This window comes from Sedimentitalea todarodis (genome assembly GCF_032595355.1).
GTDB classification, from domain to species: domain Bacteria; phylum Pseudomonadota; class Alphaproteobacteria; order Rhodobacterales; family Rhodobacteraceae; genus Sedimentitalea; species Sedimentitalea todarodis.
The window spans coordinates 90,442-112,259 of the sequence record NZ_JASMWN010000006.1; the positions used below are offsets into that span (position 1 = coordinate 90,442).

General features: G+C 60.9%; 23 protein-coding genes and 1 riboswitch. Of the genes, 18 read left to right on the plus strand and 5 right to left on the minus strand.

Annotated elements, in window-relative coordinates:
- Positions 1–20 precede the first annotated feature (20 nt).
- From thiB to QO231_RS09935, 3 genes are read left to right on the plus strand one after another with little or no spacing between them, the layout of a single operon-like run.
- Positions 21–998: a thiamine ABC transporter substrate binding subunit gene (gene thiB, locus QO231_RS09925; RefSeq protein ID WP_316775651.1), complete on the plus strand. Its 978-nt coding sequence runs from the start codon at positions 21–23 to the stop codon at positions 996–998.
- Positions 974–2,530, plus strand: a complete 1,557-nt coding sequence (locus QO231_RS09930; protein WP_316775653.1) for a thiamine/thiamine pyrophosphate ABC transporter permease ThiP — start codon at positions 974–976, stop codon at positions 2,528–2,530. The genes thiB and QO231_RS09930 overlap by 25 nt, the downstream gene beginning before the upstream one ends.
- On the plus strand, positions 2,517–3,209 hold the full coding sequence (locus QO231_RS09935; protein WP_316775654.1) for a thiamine ABC transporter ATP-binding protein: 693 nt from the start codon (positions 2,517–2,519) through the stop codon (positions 3,207–3,209). The genes QO231_RS09930 and QO231_RS09935 overlap by 14 nt, the downstream gene beginning before the upstream one ends.
- A 16-nt stretch (positions 3,210–3,225) precedes the next feature.
- Here QO231_RS09935 and QO231_RS09940 read toward each other — a convergent pair whose 3' ends face one another.
- On the minus strand, positions 3,226–3,660 hold the full coding sequence (locus QO231_RS09940; protein WP_316775656.1) for a 6,7-dimethyl-8-ribityllumazine synthase: 435 nt from the start codon (positions 3,658–3,660) through the stop codon (positions 3,226–3,228).
- A gap of 74 nt (positions 3,661–3,734) precedes the next feature.
- Positions 3,735–3,881, minus strand: a riboswitch (FMN riboswitch).
- Between the two features lie 59 nt (positions 3,882–3,940).
- On the opposite strand from QO231_RS09940, the gene QO231_RS09945 reads away from it, so the two are divergent.
- The 7 genes from QO231_RS09945 to tal all read left to right on the plus strand — a co-directional run bounded on the left by QO231_RS09945 (position 3,941) and on the right by tal (position 10,469).
- A complete protein-coding gene (locus QO231_RS09945; RefSeq protein ID WP_316775658.1) occupies positions 3,941–4,570 on the plus strand; it encodes an FMN-binding negative transcriptional regulator in 630 nt (209 codons plus the stop codon).
- 41 nt (positions 4,571–4,611) lie between these two features.
- Positions 4,612–5,223 (plus strand): glutathione S-transferase, encoded by a 612-nt coding sequence (locus QO231_RS09950; RefSeq protein WP_316775660.1) that lies wholly within the window; start codon positions 4,612–4,614, stop codon positions 5,221–5,223.
- Between the two features lie 210 nt (positions 5,224–5,433).
- The gene (petA, locus tag QO231_RS09955) at positions 5,434–5,994 is read left to right on the plus strand and encodes a ubiquinol-cytochrome c reductase iron-sulfur subunit (RefSeq protein WP_316775662.1); all 561 of its coding nucleotides are present in this window, start codon (positions 5,434–5,436) and stop codon (positions 5,992–5,994) included.
- Between the two features lie 12 nt (positions 5,995–6,006).
- Positions 6,007–7,353: a cytochrome b gene (gene petB, locus QO231_RS09960; RefSeq protein WP_316775664.1), complete on the plus strand. Its 1,347-nt coding sequence runs from the start codon at positions 6,007–6,009 to the stop codon at positions 7,351–7,353.
- 17 nt (positions 7,354–7,370) lie between these two features.
- The gene (locus QO231_RS09965; RefSeq protein WP_316775666.1) at positions 7,371–8,165 is read left to right on the plus strand and encodes a cytochrome c1; all 795 of its coding nucleotides are present in this window, start codon (positions 7,371–7,373) and stop codon (positions 8,163–8,165) included.
- Between the two features lie 366 nt (positions 8,166–8,531).
- Positions 8,532–9,278 carry a triose-phosphate isomerase gene (gene tpiA / locus QO231_RS09970; RefSeq protein ID WP_316775668.1) on the plus strand — a complete coding sequence of 249 codons (747 nt, stop codon included), beginning with the start codon at positions 8,532–8,534 and terminating at the stop codon, positions 9,276–9,278.
- A gap of 246 nt (positions 9,279–9,524) precedes the next feature.
- Entirely contained in the window at positions 9,525–10,469 is a 945-nt protein-coding gene (tal, locus tag QO231_RS09975) for a transaldolase (protein ID WP_316775670.1), read from the plus strand.
- A 151-nt stretch (positions 10,470–10,620) separates the two neighbouring features.
- Here tal and QO231_RS09980 read toward each other — a convergent pair whose 3' ends face one another.
- Positions 10,621–11,610: an NADPH:quinone reductase gene (locus QO231_RS09980; protein WP_316775672.1), complete on the minus strand. Its 990-nt coding sequence runs from the start codon at positions 11,608–11,610 to the stop codon at positions 10,621–10,623.
- Between the two features lie 106 nt (positions 11,611–11,716).
- Entirely contained in the window at positions 11,717–12,220 is a 504-nt protein-coding gene (locus QO231_RS09985) for an SH3 domain-containing protein (RefSeq protein ID WP_316775922.1), read from the minus strand.
- Between the two features lie 143 nt (positions 12,221–12,363).
- On the opposite strand from QO231_RS09985, the gene QO231_RS09990 reads away from it, so the two are divergent.
- The 4 genes from QO231_RS09990 to QO231_RS10005 all read left to right on the plus strand — a co-directional run bounded on the left by QO231_RS09990 (position 12,364) and on the right by QO231_RS10005 (position 15,850).
- Positions 12,364–13,350, plus strand: coding sequence for a 2-hydroxyacid dehydrogenase (locus QO231_RS09990; RefSeq protein WP_316775674.1), 987 nt, complete (start codon positions 12,364–12,366; stop codon positions 13,348–13,350).
- Positions 13,351–13,353: 3 nt separating this feature from the next.
- Positions 13,354–13,890, plus strand: a complete 537-nt coding sequence (thpR, locus tag QO231_RS09995) for an RNA 2',3'-cyclic phosphodiesterase (RefSeq protein WP_316775676.1) — start codon at positions 13,354–13,356, stop codon at positions 13,888–13,890.
- Between the two features lie 194 nt (positions 13,891–14,084).
- Positions 14,085–14,510, plus strand: a complete 426-nt coding sequence (locus tag QO231_RS10000) for a hypothetical protein (RefSeq protein ID WP_316775678.1) — start codon at positions 14,085–14,087, stop codon at positions 14,508–14,510.
- Positions 14,447–15,850 (plus strand): FAD-binding oxidoreductase, encoded by a 1,404-nt coding sequence (locus QO231_RS10005; RefSeq protein WP_316775680.1) that lies wholly within the window; start codon positions 14,447–14,449, stop codon positions 15,848–15,850. The genes QO231_RS10000 and QO231_RS10005 overlap by 64 nt, the downstream gene beginning before the upstream one ends.
- A 200-nt stretch (positions 15,851–16,050) precedes the next feature.
- Here the strand turns inward: QO231_RS10005 and QO231_RS10010 are convergent, their stop codons facing one another.
- Positions 16,051–17,445, minus strand: a complete 1,395-nt coding sequence (locus QO231_RS10010) for a D-alanyl-D-alanine carboxypeptidase family protein (RefSeq protein WP_394356590.1) — start codon at positions 17,443–17,445, stop codon at positions 16,051–16,053.
- Between the two features lie 291 nt (positions 17,446–17,736).
- Positions 17,737–18,453 carry an HAD family hydrolase gene (locus QO231_RS10015; protein WP_316775684.1) on the minus strand — a complete coding sequence of 239 codons (717 nt, stop codon included), beginning with the start codon at positions 18,451–18,453 and terminating at the stop codon, positions 17,737–17,739.
- A gap of 81 nt (positions 18,454–18,534) precedes the next feature.
- On the opposite strand from QO231_RS10015, the gene clpS reads away from it, so the two are divergent.
- From clpS to hemF, 4 genes are all read left to right on the plus strand, one after another.
- Complete coding sequence (gene clpS, locus QO231_RS10020) at positions 18,535–18,876, plus strand: ATP-dependent Clp protease adapter ClpS (RefSeq protein ID WP_316775686.1); 342 nt, start codon at positions 18,535–18,537, stop codon at positions 18,874–18,876.
- A gap of 8 nt (positions 18,877–18,884) precedes the next feature.
- The gene (locus tag QO231_RS10025) at positions 18,885–19,892 is read left to right on the plus strand and encodes a class I SAM-dependent methyltransferase (protein WP_316775688.1); all 1,008 of its coding nucleotides are present in this window, start codon (positions 18,885–18,887) and stop codon (positions 19,890–19,892) included.
- A gap of 33 nt (positions 19,893–19,925) precedes the next feature.
- Positions 19,926–20,726 carry an SDR family NAD(P)-dependent oxidoreductase gene (locus tag QO231_RS10030; RefSeq protein WP_316775690.1) on the plus strand — a complete coding sequence of 267 codons (801 nt, stop codon included), beginning with the start codon at positions 19,926–19,928 and terminating at the stop codon, positions 20,724–20,726.
- Between the two features lie 85 nt (positions 20,727–20,811).
- Entirely contained in the window at positions 20,812–21,705 is an 894-nt protein-coding gene (hemF, locus tag QO231_RS10035; protein WP_316775692.1) for an oxygen-dependent coproporphyrinogen oxidase, read from the plus strand.
- Positions 21,706–21,818 lie beyond the last annotated feature (113 nt).

Below are 21,818 nucleotides of genomic sequence, written 5' to 3' on the forward strand. Positions count from 1 at the left end.
CGCCGCAAATGGAGGATGCCATGAAGTATCTTGCGATTGCAGCGGGATTGTCCTGTGCCACGGCGGCGAGTGCCGAGACACCGGAACTGACCGTTTACACCTATGACAGTTTCGTCGCGGAATGGGGCCCTGGCCCGGTGATCGAGACGGCGTTTGAAGAACGTTGCGGCTGTGACCTGAAGCTGGTCGGGGCCGGTGATGGTGCTGCCCTTCTGGCGCGAATCAAGCTTGAGGGCGCGCGCAGTGACGCGGATATCGTTCTGGGGCTGGATACCAACCTGACCGAGGCGGCGATGGAAACCGGCCTGTTTGCACCTCACGCGGTCAGCGCCGAATACGCGCTGCCGGTGCCGTGGAACGATCCGGTATTCGTGCCCTATGACTGGGGCTATTTTGCCTTTGTGCATCAGGCCGACGGGTCCGCTCCTTCCAACTTTCGCGCACTCGGAGAAAGCGATACCAAGATTATCATTCAGGACCCGCGATCCTCGACACCGGGGCTGGGGTTGCTGATGTGGATCAAGGCGGCCTATGGCAATGAGGCACCGGTCATCTGGCAAGGACTGGCAGATAATATCGTCACCGTGACCAAAGGCTGGAGCGAAGCCTACGGGCTGTTTCTGGATGGGGAAGCGGATATGGTCCTGTCCTATACCACCTCGCCTGCCTATCATCTGATCGCGGAAGAGGATGCCGGCAAGGCGGCGGCGATTTTTGACGAGGGGCATTATCTGCAGATCGAGGTGGCAGCAAAGCTCGCCAATTCCGATCACCCCGAACTGGCGGAGGCGTTTCTGGACTTCATGGTCACGGATGCGTTTCAATCCGTGATCCCGACAACGAATTGGATGTATCCGGCGGTGACCCCCGCAGACGGGCTTCCGAAGGGTTTCGAAACTTTGGCCAAACCGGAAAAGGCACTGATCATTCCCACAGACGAAGTCGCGACACTGCGGGATGAAGCGTTGGCGGAATGGCTCGGCGCGCTCAGCCAATAGGCCATCGCAGCGGGGTTGGCGCGGCGGCGATTGTCGCAGCGCTGATTCTGGGTGCGTTGGTTGCAGTCGCCCTGCGCGCCGAGTCCGGGCGCGGATTGGGGCCGTCTGACTGGGGCGCGGTGCAGTTCACCGTGGTTCAGGCCGCGCTCTCTGCCGGGTTCAGCGTTGCCATTGCGGTGCCGGTTGCCCGGGCCTTGGCGCGGCGGCGTTTTCCTGGCCGCCGCATCCTGATCGCGCTCCTGGGGGCCCCTTTCATCCTGCCTGTCATCGTTGCGGTACTGGGCCTGCTGGCGGTCTTCGGGCGCAACGGCTGGATCAGCGTTGCGCTTGGCTGGATCGGCCTCCCTCCACTACAAATCTATGGGTTGCACGGCGTGGTTCTGGCGCATGTGTTTTTCAATCTGCCTCTGGCAACGCGGCTGATCTTGCAGGGCTGGCAGGAAATTCCGGCTGAGCGATTCCGCCTCGCCGCACAGCTTGGTGCCGGGCCGCGCGCGATGTGGCAGCTATTGGAATGGCCGATGCTGCGACAGATCGTGCCCAGCGTGCTGGCCGTGATCTTTGCGATCTGTCTGACCAGTTTCGCCGTTGCGCTGACGTTGGGGGGCGGACCCGGGGCCACCACCATCGAATTGGCGATCTATCAGGCGTTCCGGTTTGATTTTGACCTTGGGCGTGCCGCGCTTCTGTCCTGCATTCAGATCGCCCTGACCGGAACCGCCGCGCTGATCGCGCTGCGCACCGCACGCGGGGATGGGTTTGGCAGCGGTCTTGATCGCCCGGTGCAGCGGTGGGATGCGCGGGGCAAAGCCGCGCGCGTGTTGGATGGCGGTCTCATCATGCTGGCGGCAGGGTTCTTGCTGGTGCCGCTGGCGGCAATTGTCCTGGCTGGCCTTCCGGGTCTGGTGGACCTGCCGGTCACGGTACTCGCGGCCACCCTGAATTCGGTCTTTGTCGCCGGGATCAGCACATTGGTCACCCTTGCGCTGGCGCTGCCGATGGCGATTGCAGTGGCACTTGGCCGTGGTGGGTTTGTCGAATTTTCCGGCCTTTTGGGGTTGGCGGCCTCGCCACTGGTTATCGGGACGGGTTTTTTTGTCGTGATCTATCCGGTGGTGGACCCGGCCCTTCTTGCCTTGCCTGTGACGGCGCTGGTCAACGCACTGATGGCCCTGCCCTTTGCCTTGCGCATCCTCGTGCCACGCGCCCGACAGGTGATTGACCGTTATGGGCGGCTGGCGCTGACACTTGGCATGGCGGGGCGGCCGTTTCTGCGGCGGGTTCTGTTGCCCCGGATGCGCGCACAGATTGGTTTTGCCGCCGGATTGTCGGCGGCGTTGTCGATGGGGGATCTTGGGGTTATCACGCTTTTTGCCGATTCCGAACGCGCGACATTGCCGTTGCAGGTCTATCGCCTGATGGGCGCCTATCAAATGCAGGCGGCGGCGGCGGCGGCATTGCTCTTGCTGGCCATGTCGATGGCGTTGTTCTGGCTTCTGGATCGCGGAGGACGCTGGCATGCTGAAGCTTGAGAAACTGGTCATCGACAATGGCGGTTTCGAACTTTCGGCGGATTTCACGCTGGCGGCCGGCAGCAAGGCCGCCATCATCGGGCCATCGGGCGCGGGTAAATCGACGCTGATCGGTGGCATTGCGGGATTTCACCCGATTGTTAGCGGCCGCTTGTGCTGGAATGGCGAGAACCTGACCGGCGCTACACCCGGCGCCCGCCCGCTTGCAATGCTGTTTCAGGACGGCAACCTCTTTCCGCATCTGAGCATCGCACAGAATGTCGGTCTGGGACTGAACCCTGATCTGCGGCTGAGTGCAGCGCAGTGGGATCGGGTCAATCAGGCCCTCGCGCGCGTCGGTCTGGAAGGTATGGGCACGCGCAAGCCTGCTGCGCTTTCCGGTGGCCAGCAAAGTCGCGCGGCCTTGGCAAGGGTGTTGATCCAGGGGCGACCGTTGTTGTTGCTGGATGAACCCTTTGCTGCGTTGGGGCCAGCCCTGAAGGTCGAAATGCTCGATCTAGTGGACACACTCGTTGCCGAGACCAAGGCCACCCTGCTGATGGTCAGCCACGACCCGCAGGATGCCCGGCGGATCGCGGATCAGGTCATTCTGGTCGCCGAGGGCGCGGCCCATCCGCCGCGGGAAACGATCAGCCTGCTTGATAACCCGCCTCCGGCATTGCGCGCCTATCTGGGATAGGCTCGCGCTCCGTATTTCACGCTGCGTGACTGCCGCGCAACTCTGCCATCATCAACGCGGCCTTTGCGGCCTCGCGGCCCTTTTCGACGAAATGCGCGCGGAACACCGCGTTGTGATGATCGGTCTCTTGATAGTGGTGTGGGGTCAGGGACACCGACAAGACGGGGACACCGCTGTCCAGCCCTGCCCGCATCAACCCATCGACAACCGCCTGCGCCACAAAGTCGTGGCGATAGATGCCACCATCGACCACGAACGCTGCACCAGTTACGGCCCCATAGCGCCCGCTCAGCGCGAGATCGCGCGCCATCAAGGGCAGCTCAAACGCACCGGGAACGGCGAATACATCGACCTGTGCGGCGGGGACCAGTTCGCAAAACCCGTCAAGCGCGCGATCGACGATATCGGCGTGCCAGCTGGCTTTGACAAAGGCATATCGGGTGAGTGTCATCGGTAATCTCCTTTGGTTCAGACACGTCCACCCAAGGCGATCACGAACAGGCACGCTGCGAATGCAGCGCACATGCACGTCCTCTTCCATCCGGACTTTGACCGTCGGCTCTGGCCTCTCACCAGATCTGCTGACCAAGGGCTCTCCCTTGCGCTCGCGGGCTCGCAGGATTGGACCTGCATACCGCCGGTGGGGAATTTCACCCCGCCCTGAGAACGAAAGCACACTTGCCAAACACCGCCCCGCTCTGCAAGAGGAATGGCGCACAGGAGACGGCGATATGCATCCCAATCCGGTTTTTCACACCGCCGACTCACCGGCGAACATCGCCTTTGCGCGGGATCGTGGCTTTGGCGTGTTGGCCGTATCGGATGAGACCGGCGCACCGCTGTTGTCGCATGTGCCGTTCCTTCTGTCCAAGGACGGGGCCATCGCGGATCTGCACCTGGTGCGCTCGAACCCGATCACGCGGATCACCAAATCGCCGCGCCCCGTCCGGGTCGCGATCTCGGGACCGGACGGGTACGTGTCGCCGGATTGGTACGGGCTAGAGGATCAGGTGCCGACATGGAACTATGTCGCGGTGCATTTGACTGGCATACTGGAAATGCGCCCTCAGGAAGAGCTTCGCGATTTGCTCGACCGGGAAACGGCGTTCTTCGAAAAGCGATTACTCCCCAAAACGCCCTGGCGCGCCGACAAGATGGACGGAGAGGCGCTGGACCGCATGATGCGGATGATCGTCCCGTTTCGAATGCGGGTGGACGCAGTCGATGGAACCTGGAAACTGAACCAAAACAAGCCCGACGCCGCCCGTCTTGGTGCGGCACAGCATATGGAGGCCTTTGGTATCGGGTCTGAAACCGCGCTGCTCGCGGCGCTGATGCGCGGCACGGATGGACAGGGCTGAGCGGTGCGTTAGTCTGCAATAAACAAGACGGGACACTTGATATGAAGCTCTTTCACTCGCCGGCCTCACCCTATGTGCGCAAGGTCTGCGTTCTGTTGCATGAACTGAACCGGCAGGACTCGGTCGAGCTGGCAACGGTCACGACCACGGCGCTGGCCTCTGATGAGGCGCTGAAGGCGGCCAACCCCCTGGCCCGGCTGCCCGCGCTCGAGCGCCCGGAGGGGACCACACTCTACGACAGTCGGGTGATCACGGCGTATCTCAACGATCTTTACGGCGGCGCGCTCTATCCCCAGACAAGCGGGCGTTGGGATACCCTGACGCTTGAGGCCACAGGCGATGGCATCATGGATTCAGCAGTATCCATGACCTATGAAGTGCGGCTGCGCCCCGAAGAGGCGCAATCAACGGAATGGATCGAGGCGCAATGGACGAAGATATCGCGCGCGCTATCTGTTTTGAATGCACGATGGATCAGTCATCTTTCCGGACCGATCACCATGGGGCATGTTTCGGTTGGTTGCGCGCTTGCCTACCTTGATTTTCGCCACGACGCACGCAACTGGAGGCAGGGAAACGACGCGCTTGCGGCATGGTTCGCGGACTTCGAATCGCGCCCGTCGATGCAGGCAACCCTGCCACCTGCCAGCTGATGATCCGCTTGCAAGACCCGAATCTGGGGCCTCCAGGGCGCGCTGAACCGACGCAGTTGCGACACAGGAACCGAATTGCGGCATCCTGCGCGCCTATGACCGCTGGACGAACCATGACCACAACGGTAATACGCCCTTGAGAAGTTGCATGAAAATGCAACCCCTATGCATGTTTGCCCGGATCCGGGCGCAGGAATTGGAGTAAACCTCGTGTCCCACGCAGAAGACCACGAAGGCACCCGGAGAGATTTCCTCTACTATGCCACCGCTGGCGCCGGAGCCGTAACCGCAGGGGCAGCCATATGGCCGCTCGTCAACCAGATGAACCCGTCTGCCGACGTCAAGGCGCTGTCCTCGATCCTCGTCGATATAAGCGATGTCGAAGTCGGCACCCAGATCACGGTAAAATGGTTGGGCAAACCGGTATTCATTCGCCGCCGCGCCGAGGGTGAGATCATCGAGGCACGCGAAGTCGCGATGGCCGATCTGATCGACACGAATTCCGAGAACGCAAACAAGCCCGGCACCGACGCCTCCGATGAGAACCGCTCGCTTGACGAAGCCGGCGAATGGTTGGTGATGATGGGCGTCTGTACGCACCTCGGCTGTGTGCCGCTGGGTGAGGGCGCGGGCGAGTTCCACGGCTGGTTCTGCCCCTGCCACGGATCGCACTATGATACATCAGGGCGCATCCGCAAGGGTCCGGCCCCCCGCAACCTCGACGTGCCGATCTCGGCCTTCGAGGATGAAATCACAATCAAACTGGGATAAGGAGGCGCGCTCATGTCTGGAATTCCGCACGATCACTACGAGCCGAAGACGGGCGCAGAAAAGTGGCTGCACAGCCGCCTGCCCATCGTTGGTCTGCTCTATGACACGATCATGATCCCCACACCCAAGAACCTGAACTGGATGTGGATCTGGGGAATCGTTCTGACGTTCTGCCTTGTTCTGCAGATCGTGACCGGCATCATCCTGGTGATGCATTACACGCCGCATGTGGACATGGCGTTTGCCAGCATCGAGCACATCATGCGCAACGTGAACGGCGGGCACTTTCTGCGATATCTGCACATGAACGGCGCGTCGCTGTTCTTTATCGCGGTTTATGCCCACATTTTCCGCGGCCTGTACTATGGCAGCTACAAGTCACCCCGCGAAATCACCTGGATCATCGGAATGCTGATCTACCTCGCGATGATGGCAACCGGGTTCTTGGGTTATGTTCTGCCCTGGGGGCAGATGTCGTTCTGGGGTGCAACCGTGATCACCGGCCTGTTTGGCGCGATCCCGTTCATTGGCGAACCGCTGCAAACATGGCTCCTGGGCGGACCTGCGGTGGACAATGCCACCCTGAACCGCTTCTTCAGCCTGCACTACCTGCTGCCCTTCGTGATCGTCGGCCTGGTCGCCGTACACATCTGGGCGTTCCACACCACCGGCAACAACAACCCGACCGGGGTTGAAGTGCGGCGCGGGTCCAAGGCCGAGGCGGAAAAAGACACGGTTCCGTTCTGGCCTTATTTTGTGATCAAGGACCTGTTCGCACTGGCCGTTATCATGGCGATCTTCTGGGCGGTCGTCGGCTTCATGCCGAACTATCTCGGCCACCCCGACAACTACATCGAAGCCAACCCGCTGGTCACACCTGCGCATATTGTGCCGGAATGGTATTACCTGCCGTTCTACGCAATCCTGCGGGCCTTTACGTCGGAAGTCTGGGTCGTGCAAATCGCCTCGTTTGTCACCGGTGGCATCATCGACGCCAAGTTCTTTGGCGTGTTGGCGATGTTTGGGGCCATCGCCGTAATGGCGCTGGTGCCGTGGCTGGATACATCCGGCGTCCGGTCGGGCAAATACCGCCCGATGTTCAAGTGGTGGTTCTGGTTGCTGGTGATCGATTTCTTCGCACTGATGTGGCTGGGTGCCATGCCTGCGGAAGAACCCTATGCCAGCTTCTCGCTCATCGCCTCGGCCTACTGGTTCGCCTATTTCCTGGTGATCCTGCCGATCCTTGGCGTCATCGAGAAACCCGATCCGCAACCGGCGACCATCGAAGAGGATTTCGAGGCGCATTATGGCAAGAAAGCTGATGCAGGTAGTGATGCCGCAACAGCCCCAGCCGAATAAGAAGAGGACCGGGACAGATGATGAAGAAACTCGCAATCGGTGCCGCCCTCGCCCTGGCTCTGACCCCTGCCGCGACGTTCGCGGCTGGCGGCGGAGAGCAGCATATCGAGGATTTTGCGTTCTCGTTCGAGGGACCGTTCGGCACCTACGACCAACACCAGCTGCAACGCGGCCTGCAGATCTACACCGAAGTTTGCGCCGCCTGTCACGGGCTGAAGCTGGTGCCCATCCGCACCCTGTCTGATGAAGGCGGGCCTCACATGCCCGAAGATCAGATCCGGGCCTATGCGGCAGAGTACTTTGAAGTGTTCGACCCCGAACTGGATGATTTTCGACCCGCAACGCCGGTCGATCATTTTCCCGAGAACAATGCGGCCGGGGCACCGGACCTGAGCATGATGGCCAAGGCCCGCGCCGGGTTCCACGGCCCTTATGGTCTGGGCATCAATCAGATGTTCAAGGGCATGGGCGGAGCGGAGTACATCGCGTCGCTCCTGACGGGCTACACCGGTGAGGAAAAAGAGGAAGCGGGCTCGATCCTCTATGAAAATACCGCCTTCCCCGGCGGCTGGATCAGCATGGCACCGCCTCTATCTGACGAGCTGGTTGAGTTCGCCGACGGGCATTCGAACACGGTGCATCACATGTCCCAGGACGTGTCTGCATTCCTGATGTGGGCCGCAGAACCCAAGATGATGGCCCGCAAGCAGGCCGGTTTTGTCGGCGTGTTGTTCCTGACGATGCTGTCGGTTCTGCTGTACCTGACAAACAAGCGAATCTGGGCACCGATCAAAGGCAAGAAAACCGCCTGATCCAACCCTGTTGTTCAAGATCAACTCCCGCATTCCGATGCGGGAGTTTTTTTGTTTCCGGCATCAGGCGGCTCGGCGAGATCGTGGACCCGGATCAACCGGTACGTTTCAATGTCGCCGACCGGTTCGCGGCCTTGCAGACGCGAGTGATGCCGTTATCATCAGCGGTTCCGACGTTGAGGATTTGCATTGGCTCTCGCACCGTTTCACTCTCACCATCAAAGGCCAACGGGCCTTGTCAGTGGTCATCTGGAAGTCAACGATGGGTCCGAGATCGAGTCGGTAATCCGCCATCGAAATGATCCGACACTCAAACATTCAGGCCGACGCAATCACGACGGCATTTGCTGTTGGTAAGGAAAAATCATGCCCAAGAAACTTGCTGCCGGAAACTGGAAAATGAACGGGTCCAGCGCCTCTGCGCCCGAGGTCGCCGCTCTGCTTCCGAGAATCGCCGATGTCAGTTGCCAGGTGCTGCTCTGCCCTCCGGCGACGCTTGTCACGTCCATGAAGAACTGGGCAGGGAGCTCGGACCTCTTGATTGGCGGGCAGGATTGCCATGCCAACGAATCCGGCGCCCACACCGGCGACATTTCCGCAGCGATGCTGGCCGATGCCGGCGCAACCCACGTCATTCTCGGCCATTCCGAACGGCGCGCAGACCATGGCGAAACCGATGCGATGGTCAAGGCCAAGACCCGCGCCGCCCACGCCGCGGGGCTGGTCGCGATTGTCTGCGTTGGTGAGACCGAGGCAGAACGGGACGACAGCCGTGCCCTGGACGTTGTCGGCGCGCAGATTGCCGGCTCTCTGCCCGATGGCGTGACGGGTGACAGCACCGTGATCGCATACGAACCCGTCTGGGCCATCGGAACGGGCCGGACCCCGACGCTTGAGCAGATTGGCGAGGTGCATGACTTCCTGCGCGACACCCTCACGCGCCAACTCGGCACGGAAGGCGCAAATCTGCGCCTGCTTTACGGCGGATCGGTCAAACCCGGCAATGCCGCGGAGATATTCGCGGTGTCCAACGTCGATGGCGCTTTGGTCGGGGGCGCGTCGCTGAATTCGTCCGATTTCTCCGGCATCATAGAGGCGCTTGACGCCGCCTGATCCGCGATCGTCGTGATCGACGTCATCGCATCTACGCGGTGGCCAATTTCTGCGGAACCCGATATGCCAGCAACAAGGACGTCGGCACCGTGACCAGCAATGTACGCGACTTCGCCCAAACGCGGTCTTGCCCATGCGCAAACGGGTCAAATTGGCGAAACGCTAATTTGAAAGCCTGCACAGACGATTTAAGGCGGACCATCGACACCCGCCATCGCGCCCGGGTCCGGGCAGAGGAGAAAACAAATGACAAACGTGCTTGATCAACTCAGGGAAATGACTGTCGTAGTCGCCGACACTGGCGAAGTCGAAGCGGTAAAGGCCCACGCGCCGGTTGATTGCACCACCAACCCATCGCTGGTGCTGGGCGCTCTGAAAGACCCGGCCTCCGAAGCGCTTGTCGTGCGCGAGATCGAGGCGGGACGCAAGGCCGGGCTCAGCCCCGAAGCGGTCTGTGACGCGCTGACCGTGGCCGTTGGAACGGAGCTGGCCGCTTTGGTTCCCGGCCGGGTTTCGACCGAGGTCGACGCCTGCCTCTCGTTTGACACCGAGGGCTCCCTGGTCCGCGCCCGCAACATCATTGCCGACTATGCCTCGCGCGGGGTCGGCAAGGACCGCATCCTGATCAAGCTGGCATCGACGTGGGAAGGAATTCGCGCGGCAGAGGTGCTTCAGAACGAAGGCATCGACTGCAACCTGACACTGCTGTTCAGCATGGCACAGGCCGTGGCCTGTGCGGACGCCGGGGCATTTCTGATTTCGCCCTTCGTGGGCCGGATCACCGATTGGTACAAGAAAGCCGAAGGCGTGGAGAGCTATGCGCCCGACGAAGACCCCGGGGTGAAATCCGTTCGCAAGATTTACGACTACTACAAATCGAACGGCATCGACACGGTCGTGATGGGCGCATCGTTTCGCAGCATCGATCAGATCAAGGCTTTGGCGGGCTGCGACCGCCTGACCATCGCGCCAAAGCTTCTCGACCAGCTCGGCGACGAATCAGGCACGTTGCCGCGCGCCCTGTCGCCTGACAGTACCAGCGGTGCCGCCAGGATCGCGATGGATGAAAAGACTTTCCGTTGGGACATGAACAGCGATGCCATGGCCACCGAGAAGCTTGCCGAAGGCATTCGCAACTTTGACGCCGACCACAAGAAGCTGATCGCCCTGATCGCGGATCGCATGGCGTAAGATACCACCTGGGCCACTGATCAAGACTAATATTACTCGGCGGCCTGACTAAAGCGTTCCGCGTTAAACCTGAATCACCTAACGCTTCCTGAAATCATAGATTTCAACGCGTTAGGTGACACCAGATGATCCAAGTTAAACGCGAAACGCTCTAGGCGGTGCCCAGCAGAATGGCCCCTGCCCGGTTTCCGGCCTCGACCGCCTCATGCGCCGCCGCGCAGTCGGCGAGGGGAAATATCCGCTCAACCGGGCAGTGCAGCGCGCCTTCGCTCAAGGCGCGCGTGAGCCGGTCGACGGTTGCGTGGCGCTGGCTCTCGGTCAGCAGATAGATCAGCGCGATCTCGATGGTCACTGCCTTGAAGAGCAACGGATAGAACGGCAGCACCGGCTCCATCTCCAGCGCAGAACCATAGGCGCAGATTGTGCCGTTTTCCGCGATCACGTCGGTGTCGACCGCAATGTTCTTGCCGAATTCCACCTCTATGATGCGATCAACCGGTTGGCCGGAATTGGCCGCAAGAATGCGCGCGACACGGTCGGCATCGGTGTAGTCGACCACGGCATCGGCACCAGCTTCGCGCGCGCGATCCACCCCGGCCCCTCGTGCCGTCGCGATGACCTTGGCCCCGCCCCATTTTGCCAGTTGCACCGCCAACAGGCCGACAGTGCCCGCGCCGCCCTGTATCAACACGGTCTGGCCCGCCACTTCTCCCCCGTTGAACACGGTGAAAGCAGCCGTCAGGCCGGGAATTCCAAGGATCGCGCCGGTTTCAAAGCTCACACTATCAGGCAACACCACCGCCTGCTTCTGCGGCAGGGTGATCCGGCTCGCAGCCGTTCCGAATGCGCGCCGCCACTGACCGTTCCAGATCCAGACGCGTTCCCCGATCCGTGCTTCGTTCACGCCCTCGCCCACAGCGGTGATCACCCCGGCGCCGTCGCTGTGCGGAATGACCTGCGGATATGGCGGCTTGGTGACGCCGGGGCGTGATCCGGCGCGCGCTTTGACATCCGATGGATTGACCCCGGAAAAGACGAGATCAACGGTGACCTCGCCCGGTCCGGCACGCGGGGATTCGAGTTCTTGCAGGCGCAGCACATCGCGCGCCGCGCCGAACCGATCATAGGTGATGGCTTTCATTACCCGGTTCCTTCAGATGATTTGGGTTTCCCTCGCGGGACCATACTGCGCATCGCACGATGGTCGAGTGTCGATCGGTTAGCCGGTCACCCGAACGACAAATGCGTCAGTCGCGAATTTCATCGGGCGCCACGCCCCACAGGTCTTCTTTCGAGGCCCAGCCGCGATAGCCGCCTGCGCTGATCTGACACCAGTCCAAAACGCAGGATCCCAACCGGGCCACCACGCCCAGTTCAAATGCCGCGTTGATCGGAGAGGTCGGATCTGGCCGCGCATGCACAGCCAGCATGTCCTTTTCCACGAGCACCGTCCGCACACCGGACAGCAGCGCATAATGCACCCATCCGCCCGCACCGTCGCGATCCTGTACCCGCCGCCAATGGCCATGTTCCGCAGTAATCTGCACCGGCATGTCACGACGCTTGAACACCCAATCGATGCGATGGGTCAGCGATGGTCCGCGTCGCACATTCCCTTCACTGGCCTTCATCGAGACATAGCGTGGCATCGGCAGGTTGGTGATCGGCCCGCGCCCCACGTTGCTCTGGGCAACAGCAGCGCTTGCGACCAGCGCGAACACCAGACAACCCGCCCCCAAAAGGCGCCACATCGAAACCTGAACTGTCACTGTCGGTCTGCCTGCTCTTTACAAAACTGCCACGTGTTTTTCGGCCCAGGGTTCTTGTGCCCCGATGCGTACTACGCCACCATGACACGGTGCGAAGCGATTTGAAAAGCGGCGGGAGAGACAGAGTGCCAAGAGAACGTCTGAGTGTTGTTGTTACGCGACGGTTGCCAGATGCGGTCGAGACACGACTGAGCGAGTTGTTCGACGTCAAGCTGCGGGACGACGACACGCCTATGTCACGGTCACAGATGGCCGAAGCCATGCGCGACGCCGATGTGCTTGTGCCGACCGTGACCGACGAAATCGACGCCCGGCTGATCGGTCAGGCCGGGGAGCGGCTCAAGCTGATCGCCAATTATGGCGCGGGTGTGGATCACATCGACGTGGCCACGGCACGGCAACGCGGCATTCTGGTCAGCAACACGCCCGGCGTTCTGACGGATGATACCGCCGATATGGCCATGTCGTTGCTGCTTGCCGTGACCCGCCGCATTCCCGAAGGTCTGGCCATCATGCAAAAAGGTGAATGGCAGGGCTGGGCACCCACTGCGCTGCTGGGTGGGCGCGTCGGTGGGCGACGGCTTGGCATTCTCGGCATGGGCCGGATCGGTCAGGCGGTCGCGCGCCGCGCCGCCGCATTTGGCATGCAGGTGCATTATCACAACCGCAAACGCCTGCGTCCCGAGATCGAAGAACAATACGACGCGACCTATTGGGAAAGCCTCGATCAGATGGTGGCGCGCATGGACGTGATCTCGGTCAACTGTCCTTCGACGCCAAGCACGTTCCACCTGATGAACGCGCGACGGCTCAAGCTCATGAAACCCACTGCGGTGATCGTGAACACCAGCCGGGGCGAAGTGATCGACGAAAGCGCCCTCACCCGGATGCTGCGTGCCGGTGAATTGGCCGGGGCCGGGCTCGACGTCTATGAACACGGCACCGATGTGAACCCAAGCCTACGTGAACTGCCCAACGTCGTGTTGCTGCCGCATATGGGTTCGGCGACGCTCGAAGGCCGGATCGAAATGGGCGAAAAGGTCATCATCAACATCAAGACCTTCGAAGACGGCCACCGTCCGCCGGATCAGGTGGTTCCGTCGATGCTCTGACCGGTGCGGTCCTTTGTTGCCATTCCCCTTCCGGATGACACGCGCGATGCCTTGGAGGCGGCCCAATTACGGTTGCCCCTGGGCAGGCTGGTCGTACGCGAGAACCTGCATCTGACTCTGGCATTTCTTGACGATCAGTCCGAAGAAGCACTGGAACTTCTGCACGCGGAACTGGAACATCTCCGGGCACCGGAATTCACTGTCTCCCTGTCTGGTCTCGGCAGCTTTGGCGGCGACAAGCCCCGGTTGATTTTTGCGAATGTCCTGCACAATCCGGCACTGGAAAACTTGCACCGCAAGGTTCTGAACGCGGCGCGCCGTGCGGAAATTATCGTCGCGCGCCGCCGTTTTCATCCGCATGTCACCCTCGCCCGGATGCGCCCCGGCGCAGGTAGGGGGGATCGGATTGCCAATGCAATCGCCACGCTCAACGACCTGCTGTTTCCCGCCACACCTGTCAGCTCTTTCTCGCTCTATCGCTCTGATCTGCATCCCGACGGACCGATCTATCACGAACTTGCCCGTTATGATCTGGTCTAGAGCGTTTCGCGTTTAACTTGGATCATCTGGTGTCACCTAACGCGTTGAAATCTATGATTTCAGGCAGCGTTATGTGATTCAGGTTTAACGCGGAACGCTTTAGGAGGCGAGGGTTGCGAGCGTAGGGCGATCCCACCGAACTGCCGTCGACCTCTTATAGCTCGATTTTCGATCTGCATGGCAATGTGCTGCCGATGACCACCGCCATTGCAAGTGGTTTTGGGTCGCGCCTGAAAGTCCGGGTTCTTCTGGTGAACAACGAACGCACGGATTTCTCGTTTCGCAGCCACAGTGACGCCTCGCCCCATACCCTCAACCGGTTTGACACCTATGCTCTGGAGAACGGAACCGATGCCACGACCCCGCAAGGGCCGCTGAGAAACATGGGATACCCGGTCAACCTGCGTGACCTGAAGTCGCGGCCGCAGGCGACACGGACAAACGCCGATGGGGCGCTGACCCAAGGCGCGAGGAAATCGCCTTGGGCGAATGGCCCCGCCATTGTAGGCTGGCCCAAACTGCTTCAGAAATCGCGGAGCACAGGGGAGAAAGACAAATGGTCCAGGCAACAGACCTGCCACGCAACGAAGATGGCATCGCCTCAGCGCTTGGTATCTTGAAGCAACAATTTGGCGACAGGTTCCAGACCGGCGACTCGATTCGCGAGCAACACGGCCACACCACGACGTGGATCAGGAACCAGCCGCCGGATGGTGTGGTGTTCCCGCGGTCGACCGACGAGGTTGCCGATGTCATCAAGGTTTGCGCCACCCACAAGGTGCCGCTGATCCCGTTTGGCGTGGGGACGTCGCTGGAGGGACATGTGAACGCCCCGGCGGGCGGCATTTCGATGGATCTGGGCCAGATGAACGAGATCCTCGCAGTCTATCCAGAAGACCTGAACTGTGTCGTGCAACCGGGCGTCACCCGCGAACAACTCAACACCTATCTGCGTGATCAGGGGCTGTTCTTTCCGATCGATCCCGGCGCGAATGCGACCATCGGCGGCATGACCGCAACACGGGCCTCAGGCACAAACGCCGTGCGCTACGGGACGATGAAGGACAACGTGATCGCGCTTGAGGTTGTCATGGCCAATGGCGACATCATCAAGACCGCTCAGCGCGCCAAGAAATCCTCTGCCGGATACGATCTGACCCGGCTTATGGTCGGCTCCGAAGGCACGCTGGGTGTCATCACCAAGGTCACTCTTCGGCTACAGGGTATCCCCGAGGCGATGTCGTCCGCCCGCTGTTCCTTTGAAACCGTCGATGCCGCCTGCCAGGCGGTGATGGCGACGATCCAGTTTGGCGTTCCGGTGGCCCGGATGGAACTGCTCGACACCGCTTCTGTCGAGGCCGTCAACGCCTATTCCAAACTCGACCTGCCGGTGTCTCCCCTGCTGCTGCTCGAGTTCCACGGATCGGAAGCCAGCGTCGCCGAGCAGTCGGCCACGTTTGGCGAAATTGCCGAGGACGCGGGTGGCACTGGTTTCGAATGGACCACGAATGCCGAAGAACGCAACCGACTCTGGCAAGCGCGACATGATTACTATTGGGCGACGCTTCAGATCAGCCCCGGCAAGACCGCCATCGCCACCGATGTTTGTGTGCCGATCTCACGCCTCGCCGAATGCGTCGCGCGCAACAATGAAATGGTCGAGGAACTCGGGCTGACCGGCATGATTGTCGGCCATGTCGGGGACGGGAATTTTCACACCACCCTGCTGGTCGACATGGAGGATCAGGACGAAATCGCCCGTGCCGACACGTTCGTCGGAAGACTGAATGAGCTTGCGATCTCGATGGACGGAACCTGCACCGGAGAACACGGCATAGGGCAGGGCAAACGGCCCTATCTCACCCAGGAACTGGGTGCCAGTACGCGCTACATGGCGGCGATCAAGGCGGCCTTCGATCCAGACAACATCCTGAACCCCGGCAAGGTGCTACCGGACTAGAGCGTTTCGCGTTTGAACTGGGCCATCCGGTATCACCCAACACGAATTGCTTTAGTAACGACGCTCCCGAAAGGGGCATGTGTCGGGGATTTGTATTCAATGGGAGCGCCTCTCGCAGAGTCCCGCGAGAGTTCAATCACTCCGATCCTGATAGTGCGTTGTCCCCGGCATGTCAGCCGAGGAGCCGGTCGCCGGTTCGGTCAGGGACCGATCATGAAACAGGTCACGTTGCGCGCCTTGAGACGGCGACAGGCGAGATCGGCGGTGTCCCGGGTCATACCAACGAAATTCGCATCAAAACCTGCGGAAGTCTGATTCACTTTGCGCAGGGAACCGTCAAGCGTCGCCATTTCCGCAAGCGCGGTGCGCAGCAGGACCTTTTCCGCCTGATAGCGGCTGCCATAACGTCCGACATTGATACCCCAATACTGTCCTCCGGAAGTCGACAGCCGCGTGACGATTTCCGGCTCTGCCGGTTTCGGTGGTGCGGCGGTCGGCTTCACCAGGGCAACGGTCAACTCCGCAGGACGAGCCTCGGGCCTCGGCGCTAACGCGCGTGCGGAGGAAGGCGAGGCATCTGCAACCTCAACCTTTGGTGTCTCGTCTGCGGCCGCCGCTACGCTTTGCGCGGCTGCGGCAATCGCCGCCTCGACGCTGGCCTGCATCTTGTCCCCATCGGCCACAGCTGCCGTGACGACGGTTTCGGCAACCTCAACCGACGGGCTTGGACGCGGACGCGGTCTCAGGCTCTTTTGTACCGATGCGATGACTCTAACGGTCTTTGCCACTGTCGCGCCCCCGCCCGACGCCACGTTTCCCGCGTAGGCCGGGCGGGCGGGCTTGCGCAGTGCCGCGCGCGATGGCGCACGGCGAAAGCCCATGTCAAGCAATTCGGCCACCCTGGCATTGCGTGACGCCGTGGATTTTCCGCCAAACACGGTGGCAATGATGCGCTCGTTGCGCCGCTGTGCCGATGCCACGAGGTTGAATCCCGCAGCCCGTGTGTACCCGGTCTTGATCCCGTCCGCTCCCTTGTAGGATTGCAGCAGGCGACGGTTGGTATGGCTGACTCTCTTGACCCCTGCATCCGCCGTTTGGCGGGAGAACAGGTTATAGTACTGCGGATAGTCATAGATCATGTGCCGTCCAAGGGTGGTCATGTCGCGCGCGGTTGACAGGTGCCCGCTTTCGGTCAGCCCGTGGGCGTTCTTGAACGTTGTACGCGACATCCCCATGGCCTTGGCAGTGCGATTCATCCGCCGGGAAAAGGCTGCTTCGCTGCCGCTGATGGCTTCACCGATCGCGGTTGCCGCATCATTGGCCGACTTCACTGCCGCGGCGCGAATGAGATATCTCAGGGCAATTCGCTGACCGGATCTCAGGCCCAGCTTCGATGGCGGCTCGGATGCGGCATGCTTGGAAATCCGCACCTTGGTATCGAGTGTGATTTCACCGTTCCTGATTGCCTCAAACGCAATGTAGAGCGTCATCATCTTGGTTAAGGACGCCGGATGCAGCCGCGTGTCCGCATTTCGCGAATGCAGCACCTTGCCACTTCGGGCGTCAATGACATGAGCCGCATACGGAGCTGCCATTGCGCTGATGGGAATCAGCACCGACAACCAGAATGCGAGAAAAATAGAATGGCCCCTCTGGGCCGGACGTATCCGCCGAACCTGCACGATCATTGCCTCTGTCTGCCTCGGGCCGCCGGTTTTCCGACTGGCACTTTGATTATTGCGATGACCGTAGCACAGGAGTCGTTTGAAATAAACCCATTGGTTGCAGGCTGTTACCCGATCGGCACACGAAGAAATGCGCTAGATGTTGTGGTAAATGGATCGCCGGCAACTAAACTCGCGATTTCCGCAGAGATTACCAAATTGTCAACCGATCTGCGCGACCAGCCAGGCCAGGCCGCCCAGATCATCCAATGCGCGGTACCGTGGCGCATCCACCGGAGGGTCCGCATGCTCGATTTCCCATGCCAAACCGTGCGGCACATATACCCCCCAACCGCCGGCCAAGATCATCGGCACCACATCCGAGCGCATCGAATTGCCAACCATGAGTCCTCTTTCCGGTCCCTCGCCGTGGCGCGCGAAAATCGCGGCATAGCTCTCGGCGGATTTTTCCGACACGATCTCGACCCCGTCAAACAGGTCGCCCAGCCCCGACTGGGCCAGCTTGCGCTCCTGATCCAGAAGATCGCCCTTGGTAATGAGAAGTACGCGGTGAGTCGCTGCCACTGCTTCGACGGTCTCCTGCGCATGTGGCAGCAATTCGATCGGGTGAGCCAGCATCTCGCGGCCTGCTTCCATCAGGCGGGCAATGACGCTGGCCGGAACACGCTGATCGGTGACGTCGATGGCGGTCTCGATCATCGAAAGGACAAAGCCTTTGATCCCATAGCCATATTGGCCGATATTTCGCCTTTCCGCTGCCAGAAGCCGGTCTGCCAGATGTTCGGGATCTGCATAATCGGCAAGCAATTCGGTGAATTGCGCCTGCGTGTCTTGAAAGAACCGTTCGTTATGCCAGAGCGTATCGTCGGCATCGAACGCGACAGTGGTCAGGGTATTGGTGTAAACTGGGTTGATCACTGGCTCTTTCCGAATCTTGCAGGAAGGTTATATAAGCCATGAACGTTGAGAGAAAATCGCGAAAACGGACCTCCTACTGCAATGACACTTGTGCCCGTAACCTTGTCGGATAAGGCAGACGACGATGCAGACACGTCAGTCCTGCTTGAGACGCGCCCAAAGACCAAGCGCCCGCCGCTCTACAAGGTGCTGCTGTTGAACGACGATTACACTCCGATGGAATTTGTCGTGCATGTGCTCGAACGGTTTTTCGGACTTACACATGCACAGGCGTTCGAAATCATGCTGACGGTGCACAAGAAAGGCGTCGCCGTCGTTGGCGTTTTCAGCCACGAGATCGCGGAAACCAAGGTGGGCCAGGTCATGGATTTCGCCCGCCGCCATCAGCACCCGTTGCAGTGCACGATGGAAAAGGAAGACTAGCCCCGATCATGTCCGCCCGGCTGCCTCTGGCGATTGATACAGGCGGGCTCCTGCTGCCTGAAACGGGCGTGCTGTCTGTTCTACATCCGGTCGCATCAGCAGATCTGTCGGCGCTGCCCATTGAGCGGACCGAGGTGGTGCAGTCGTTCAAACCGGATTTTGACCATTTTCTGGCCTTGGGATACTCCTGTGTTCCGTCCAGTGATACCCGATGTAGCGCCGCGCTCGTCTGCCTGCCCCGCGCCAAGGCGCTTGCACGCGCGCAGATCGCCACTGCCTGTCGGCGCAGCACCGGACTGGTCATCGTCGACGGGGCCAAGACCGACGGTATCGACAGCATGCTCAGGGAATGCCGCAAGCGCGTGGATGTCTGCGGGCCGGTGGCCAAATCACATGGCAAGCTCTTCTGGTTCGCCGCCGATCCGGAGGCCTTCGCAGACTGGCAGGCCGTTCCTCAAACCGTCAGCGGCTTTGTTACGGCGCCGGGGGTGTTCTCTGCCGACGGGATCGACCCGGCATCTGAGCTTCTGGGACAGGCATTGCCAGCAAAGCTTGGCACGCGGATCGTCGATCTGGGGGCCGGCTGGGGGTATCTCGCGGCGCAGGTGCTGAAGAGTTCACCGGTCGAGCGGCTGGACCTTGTCGAGGCCGACGCATTTGCCCTCGACTGCGCCCGCCAGAATCTGTCCGATCCGCGCGCCCGGTTCCACTGGGCGGACGCCACCAACTGGGCCGCAGAGGGCCGTGTCGATACCGTCGTCATGAACCCGCCCTTTCACATCGGGCGCACCGCCGATCCGTCACTGGGCCGGGCCTTTGTAGCGGCGGCGGCGCGGATGCTGGCCCCGTCGGGACAGCTCTGGCTGGTGGCGAACCGGCACCTGCCCTATGAACGCACGCTGGACGAGTGCTTTGCCAAGGTCGAGGATGCTGGTGGCGACAGCCGCTTCAAGATTTTCCACGCTGCGCGCCCAAAGACAGCGAGCAAATCGACGCCCACCCGAATGCGACGCTGACCCGCGCCGTTTCCCTGCACGAGGAGACAACCCATGTCCTTTTCCATCGCCGGCAAGACCGCCATCGTCACCGGTGCGGCCAACGGCATTGGCCTCGCCATTGGACGCCAGTTTGCCGAAAAAGGAGCGAATGTGATGTTCGCCGACATGGATGAAAAGCGGCTCAAGAACGAGCTGGGCGAGCAGGTCGACGATAGCAATATCCGCTACTTTGCCGGAGACCTGCGCGAACGCCTGACCATCGCAAACCTTGTGTCGGCAACGTTGGATGCGTTCGACGAAATCGACATTCTGGTCAATGGATCACGGCAGGTGGTGTCCTCGAACCCGCTGGATCCAGATGACGAGTCGGTCATCAACCTGCTCAATCAGAACCTTATGCCAGCATTGAGATTGACCCAGCAGGTGGCGCGCAGGATGATCAAGCAATCCGACCCCGAGAGCGAGAAGCAATCGGGCTCAATCATCAACCTCAGTTCGATCGCTGCCCGCCGCACCCACCCTGACTTGCTGGCCTATTCGGTGAGTTCCGCAGCCTTGGACCAGATGACGCGGTCGATGGCCGTGGCGCTGGCCCCGAATCGGATTCGGGTCAACGCGGTTGCCTTTGGATCGGTCATGAGCGCGTCGCTGAAATCGATCCTCAAGGAACATCGCGACTATCGGCAGGATATCGAAAGCCACACGCCGCTGGCGCGTGTCGCGTCCCCCGGTGAAGTGGCCGACGCGGTTCAGTTCCTGGCATCGGACGGCTCTGGCTTTATGACCGGCCAGGTGATTACCGTGGATGGCGGGCGGACCCTTCTGGACCCGGTGGCGGCCCCCGCCCATTGAGCGCAGGAACGCAAAGGACCCGGGCGAGGGGCCAGCCCCTCGCGCTCCCCGGGATATTTTCAGCGAGAAAAAGGCAGGACGAAGGATGAGTGAGGAAATGTTGGCCGAAAAGGCAGAGGCCGCGGCCTGGTTCCGTCAATTGCGAAACGACATCGTTGCCGCGTTCGAGGCGCTGGAGGACAGCCATGATCGCGGGCCGCTTGCAGAGGCGGCAGCGGGCCGGTTTGAAACCAAGGAGACCGCGCGCGCGTCCGAGGATGGCTCGGATGCAGGAGGCGGGTTGATGAGTGTCATGCGCGGCGGACGGGTGTTCGAGAAGGTTGGTGTCAACGTATCCACCGTTTTTGGCACGCTGGGCGAGCGCGCACAGGCGGCGATGGCCGCGCGCAAGGGACTGCCTGGCATGGCCGACGATCCACGCTTCTGGGCATCGGGTATCTCTCTGGTCGCGCATATGCAGAACCCGCATGTTCCTGCGGTCCACATGAACACCCGCATGTTCTGGACTCCGCACGGGTGGTGGTTCGGCGGCGGATCGGATCTGAACCCTTGCATTGAATATGACGAAGACACCGGGCATTTTCACGCCACCCAGAAGGACCATCTCGATCCGCACGGGCTTGCCCATTACCCGCGGCTCAAGGAGTGGGCGGACAGCTATTTCTTTGTGCCGCACCGGGGTCGCGCGCGCGGTGTCGGCGGGATCTTCATGGATGACTATTGTACCGGCGACTGGGCGGCGGATTTTGCGCTGACGCAGGATATCGGGCGCGCCTTTCTGCCCGCCTTTGTGCCGCTGGTCGAAAAACGCCGCGCACTGGCGTGGACCGAAGCCGACAAGGACACCCAGTTGATCCACCGGGGACTCTATGCGGAATACAACCTGGTCTATGACCGGGGCACGAAATTCGGGCTGGAAACCGGTCACGATGCCAATGCTGTGCTGATGAGCCTGCCACCTCTTGCCAAGTGGGAGTGACCCGATATTCCTTGCCCGAGGGTTGAAATCTGGTTTTTTTGATCCTTGATGTCAGGTAACCCTGAAGTGGTTCTCCGCGCGCCGACGCGCGGACACAAATTGAATGTGGATCG

Bases quoted from the DNA above. Each gene is read 5' to 3' on its own strand.
- thiB (WP_316775651.1), top strand. From the start codon at position 21: ATGAAGTATCTTGCGATTGCAGCGGGATTGTCCTGTGCCACGGCGGCG.
- QO231_RS09980 (WP_316775672.1), bottom strand. From the start codon at position 11,610: ATGAAAGCCATCACCTATGATCGGTTCGGCGCGGCGCGCGATGTGCTG.
- QO231_RS09930 (WP_316775653.1), top strand. From the start codon at position 974: ATGGCTCGGCGCGCTCAGCCAATAGGCCATCGCAGCGGGGTTGGCGCG.
- QO231_RS09965 (WP_316775666.1), top strand. From the start codon at position 7,371: ATGATGAAGAAACTCGCAATCGGTGCCGCCCTCGCCCTGGCTCTGACC.
- QO231_RS09935 (WP_316775654.1), top strand. From the start codon at position 2,517: ATGCTGAAGCTTGAGAAACTGGTCATCGACAATGGCGGTTTCGAACTT.
- QO231_RS09940 (WP_316775656.1), bottom strand. From the start codon at position 3,660: ATGACACTCACCCGATATGCCTTTGTCAAAGCCAGCTGGCACGCCGAT.
- petB (WP_316775664.1), top strand. From the start codon at position 6,007: ATGTCTGGAATTCCGCACGATCACTACGAGCCGAAGACGGGCGCAGAA.
- QO231_RS10025 (WP_316775688.1), top strand. From the start codon at position 18,885: ATGTCCGCCCGGCTGCCTCTGGCGATTGATACAGGCGGGCTCCTGCTG.
- QO231_RS10000 (WP_316775678.1), top strand. From the start codon at position 14,085: ATGACCACCGCCATTGCAAGTGGTTTTGGGTCGCGCCTGAAAGTCCGG.
- QO231_RS09950 (WP_316775660.1), top strand. From the start codon at position 4,612: ATGAAGCTCTTTCACTCGCCGGCCTCACCCTATGTGCGCAAGGTCTGC.
- QO231_RS10010 (WP_394356590.1), bottom strand. From the start codon at position 17,445: ATGGCAGCTCCGTATGCGGCTCATGTCATTGACGCCCGAAGTGGCAAG.
- QO231_RS10030 (WP_316775690.1), top strand. From the start codon at position 19,926: ATGTCCTTTTCCATCGCCGGCAAGACCGCCATCGTCACCGGTGCGGCC.
- QO231_RS09985 (WP_316775922.1), bottom strand. From the start codon at position 12,220: ATGTGGCGCCTTTTGGGGGCGGGTTGTCTGGTGTTCGCGCTGGTCGCA.
- tal (WP_316775670.1), top strand. From the start codon at position 9,525: ATGACAAACGTGCTTGATCAACTCAGGGAAATGACTGTCGTAGTCGCC.
- QO231_RS09945 (WP_316775658.1), top strand. From the start codon at position 3,941: ATGCATCCCAATCCGGTTTTTCACACCGCCGACTCACCGGCGAACATC.
- hemF (WP_316775692.1), top strand. From the start codon at position 20,812: ATGAGTGAGGAAATGTTGGCCGAAAAGGCAGAGGCCGCGGCCTGGTTC.
- QO231_RS10005 (WP_316775680.1), top strand. From the start codon at position 14,447: ATGGTCCAGGCAACAGACCTGCCACGCAACGAAGATGGCATCGCCTCA.
- clpS (WP_316775686.1), top strand. From the start codon at position 18,535: ATGACACTTGTGCCCGTAACCTTGTCGGATAAGGCAGACGACGATGCA.
- tpiA (WP_316775668.1), top strand. From the start codon at position 8,532: ATGCCCAAGAAACTTGCTGCCGGAAACTGGAAAATGAACGGGTCCAGC.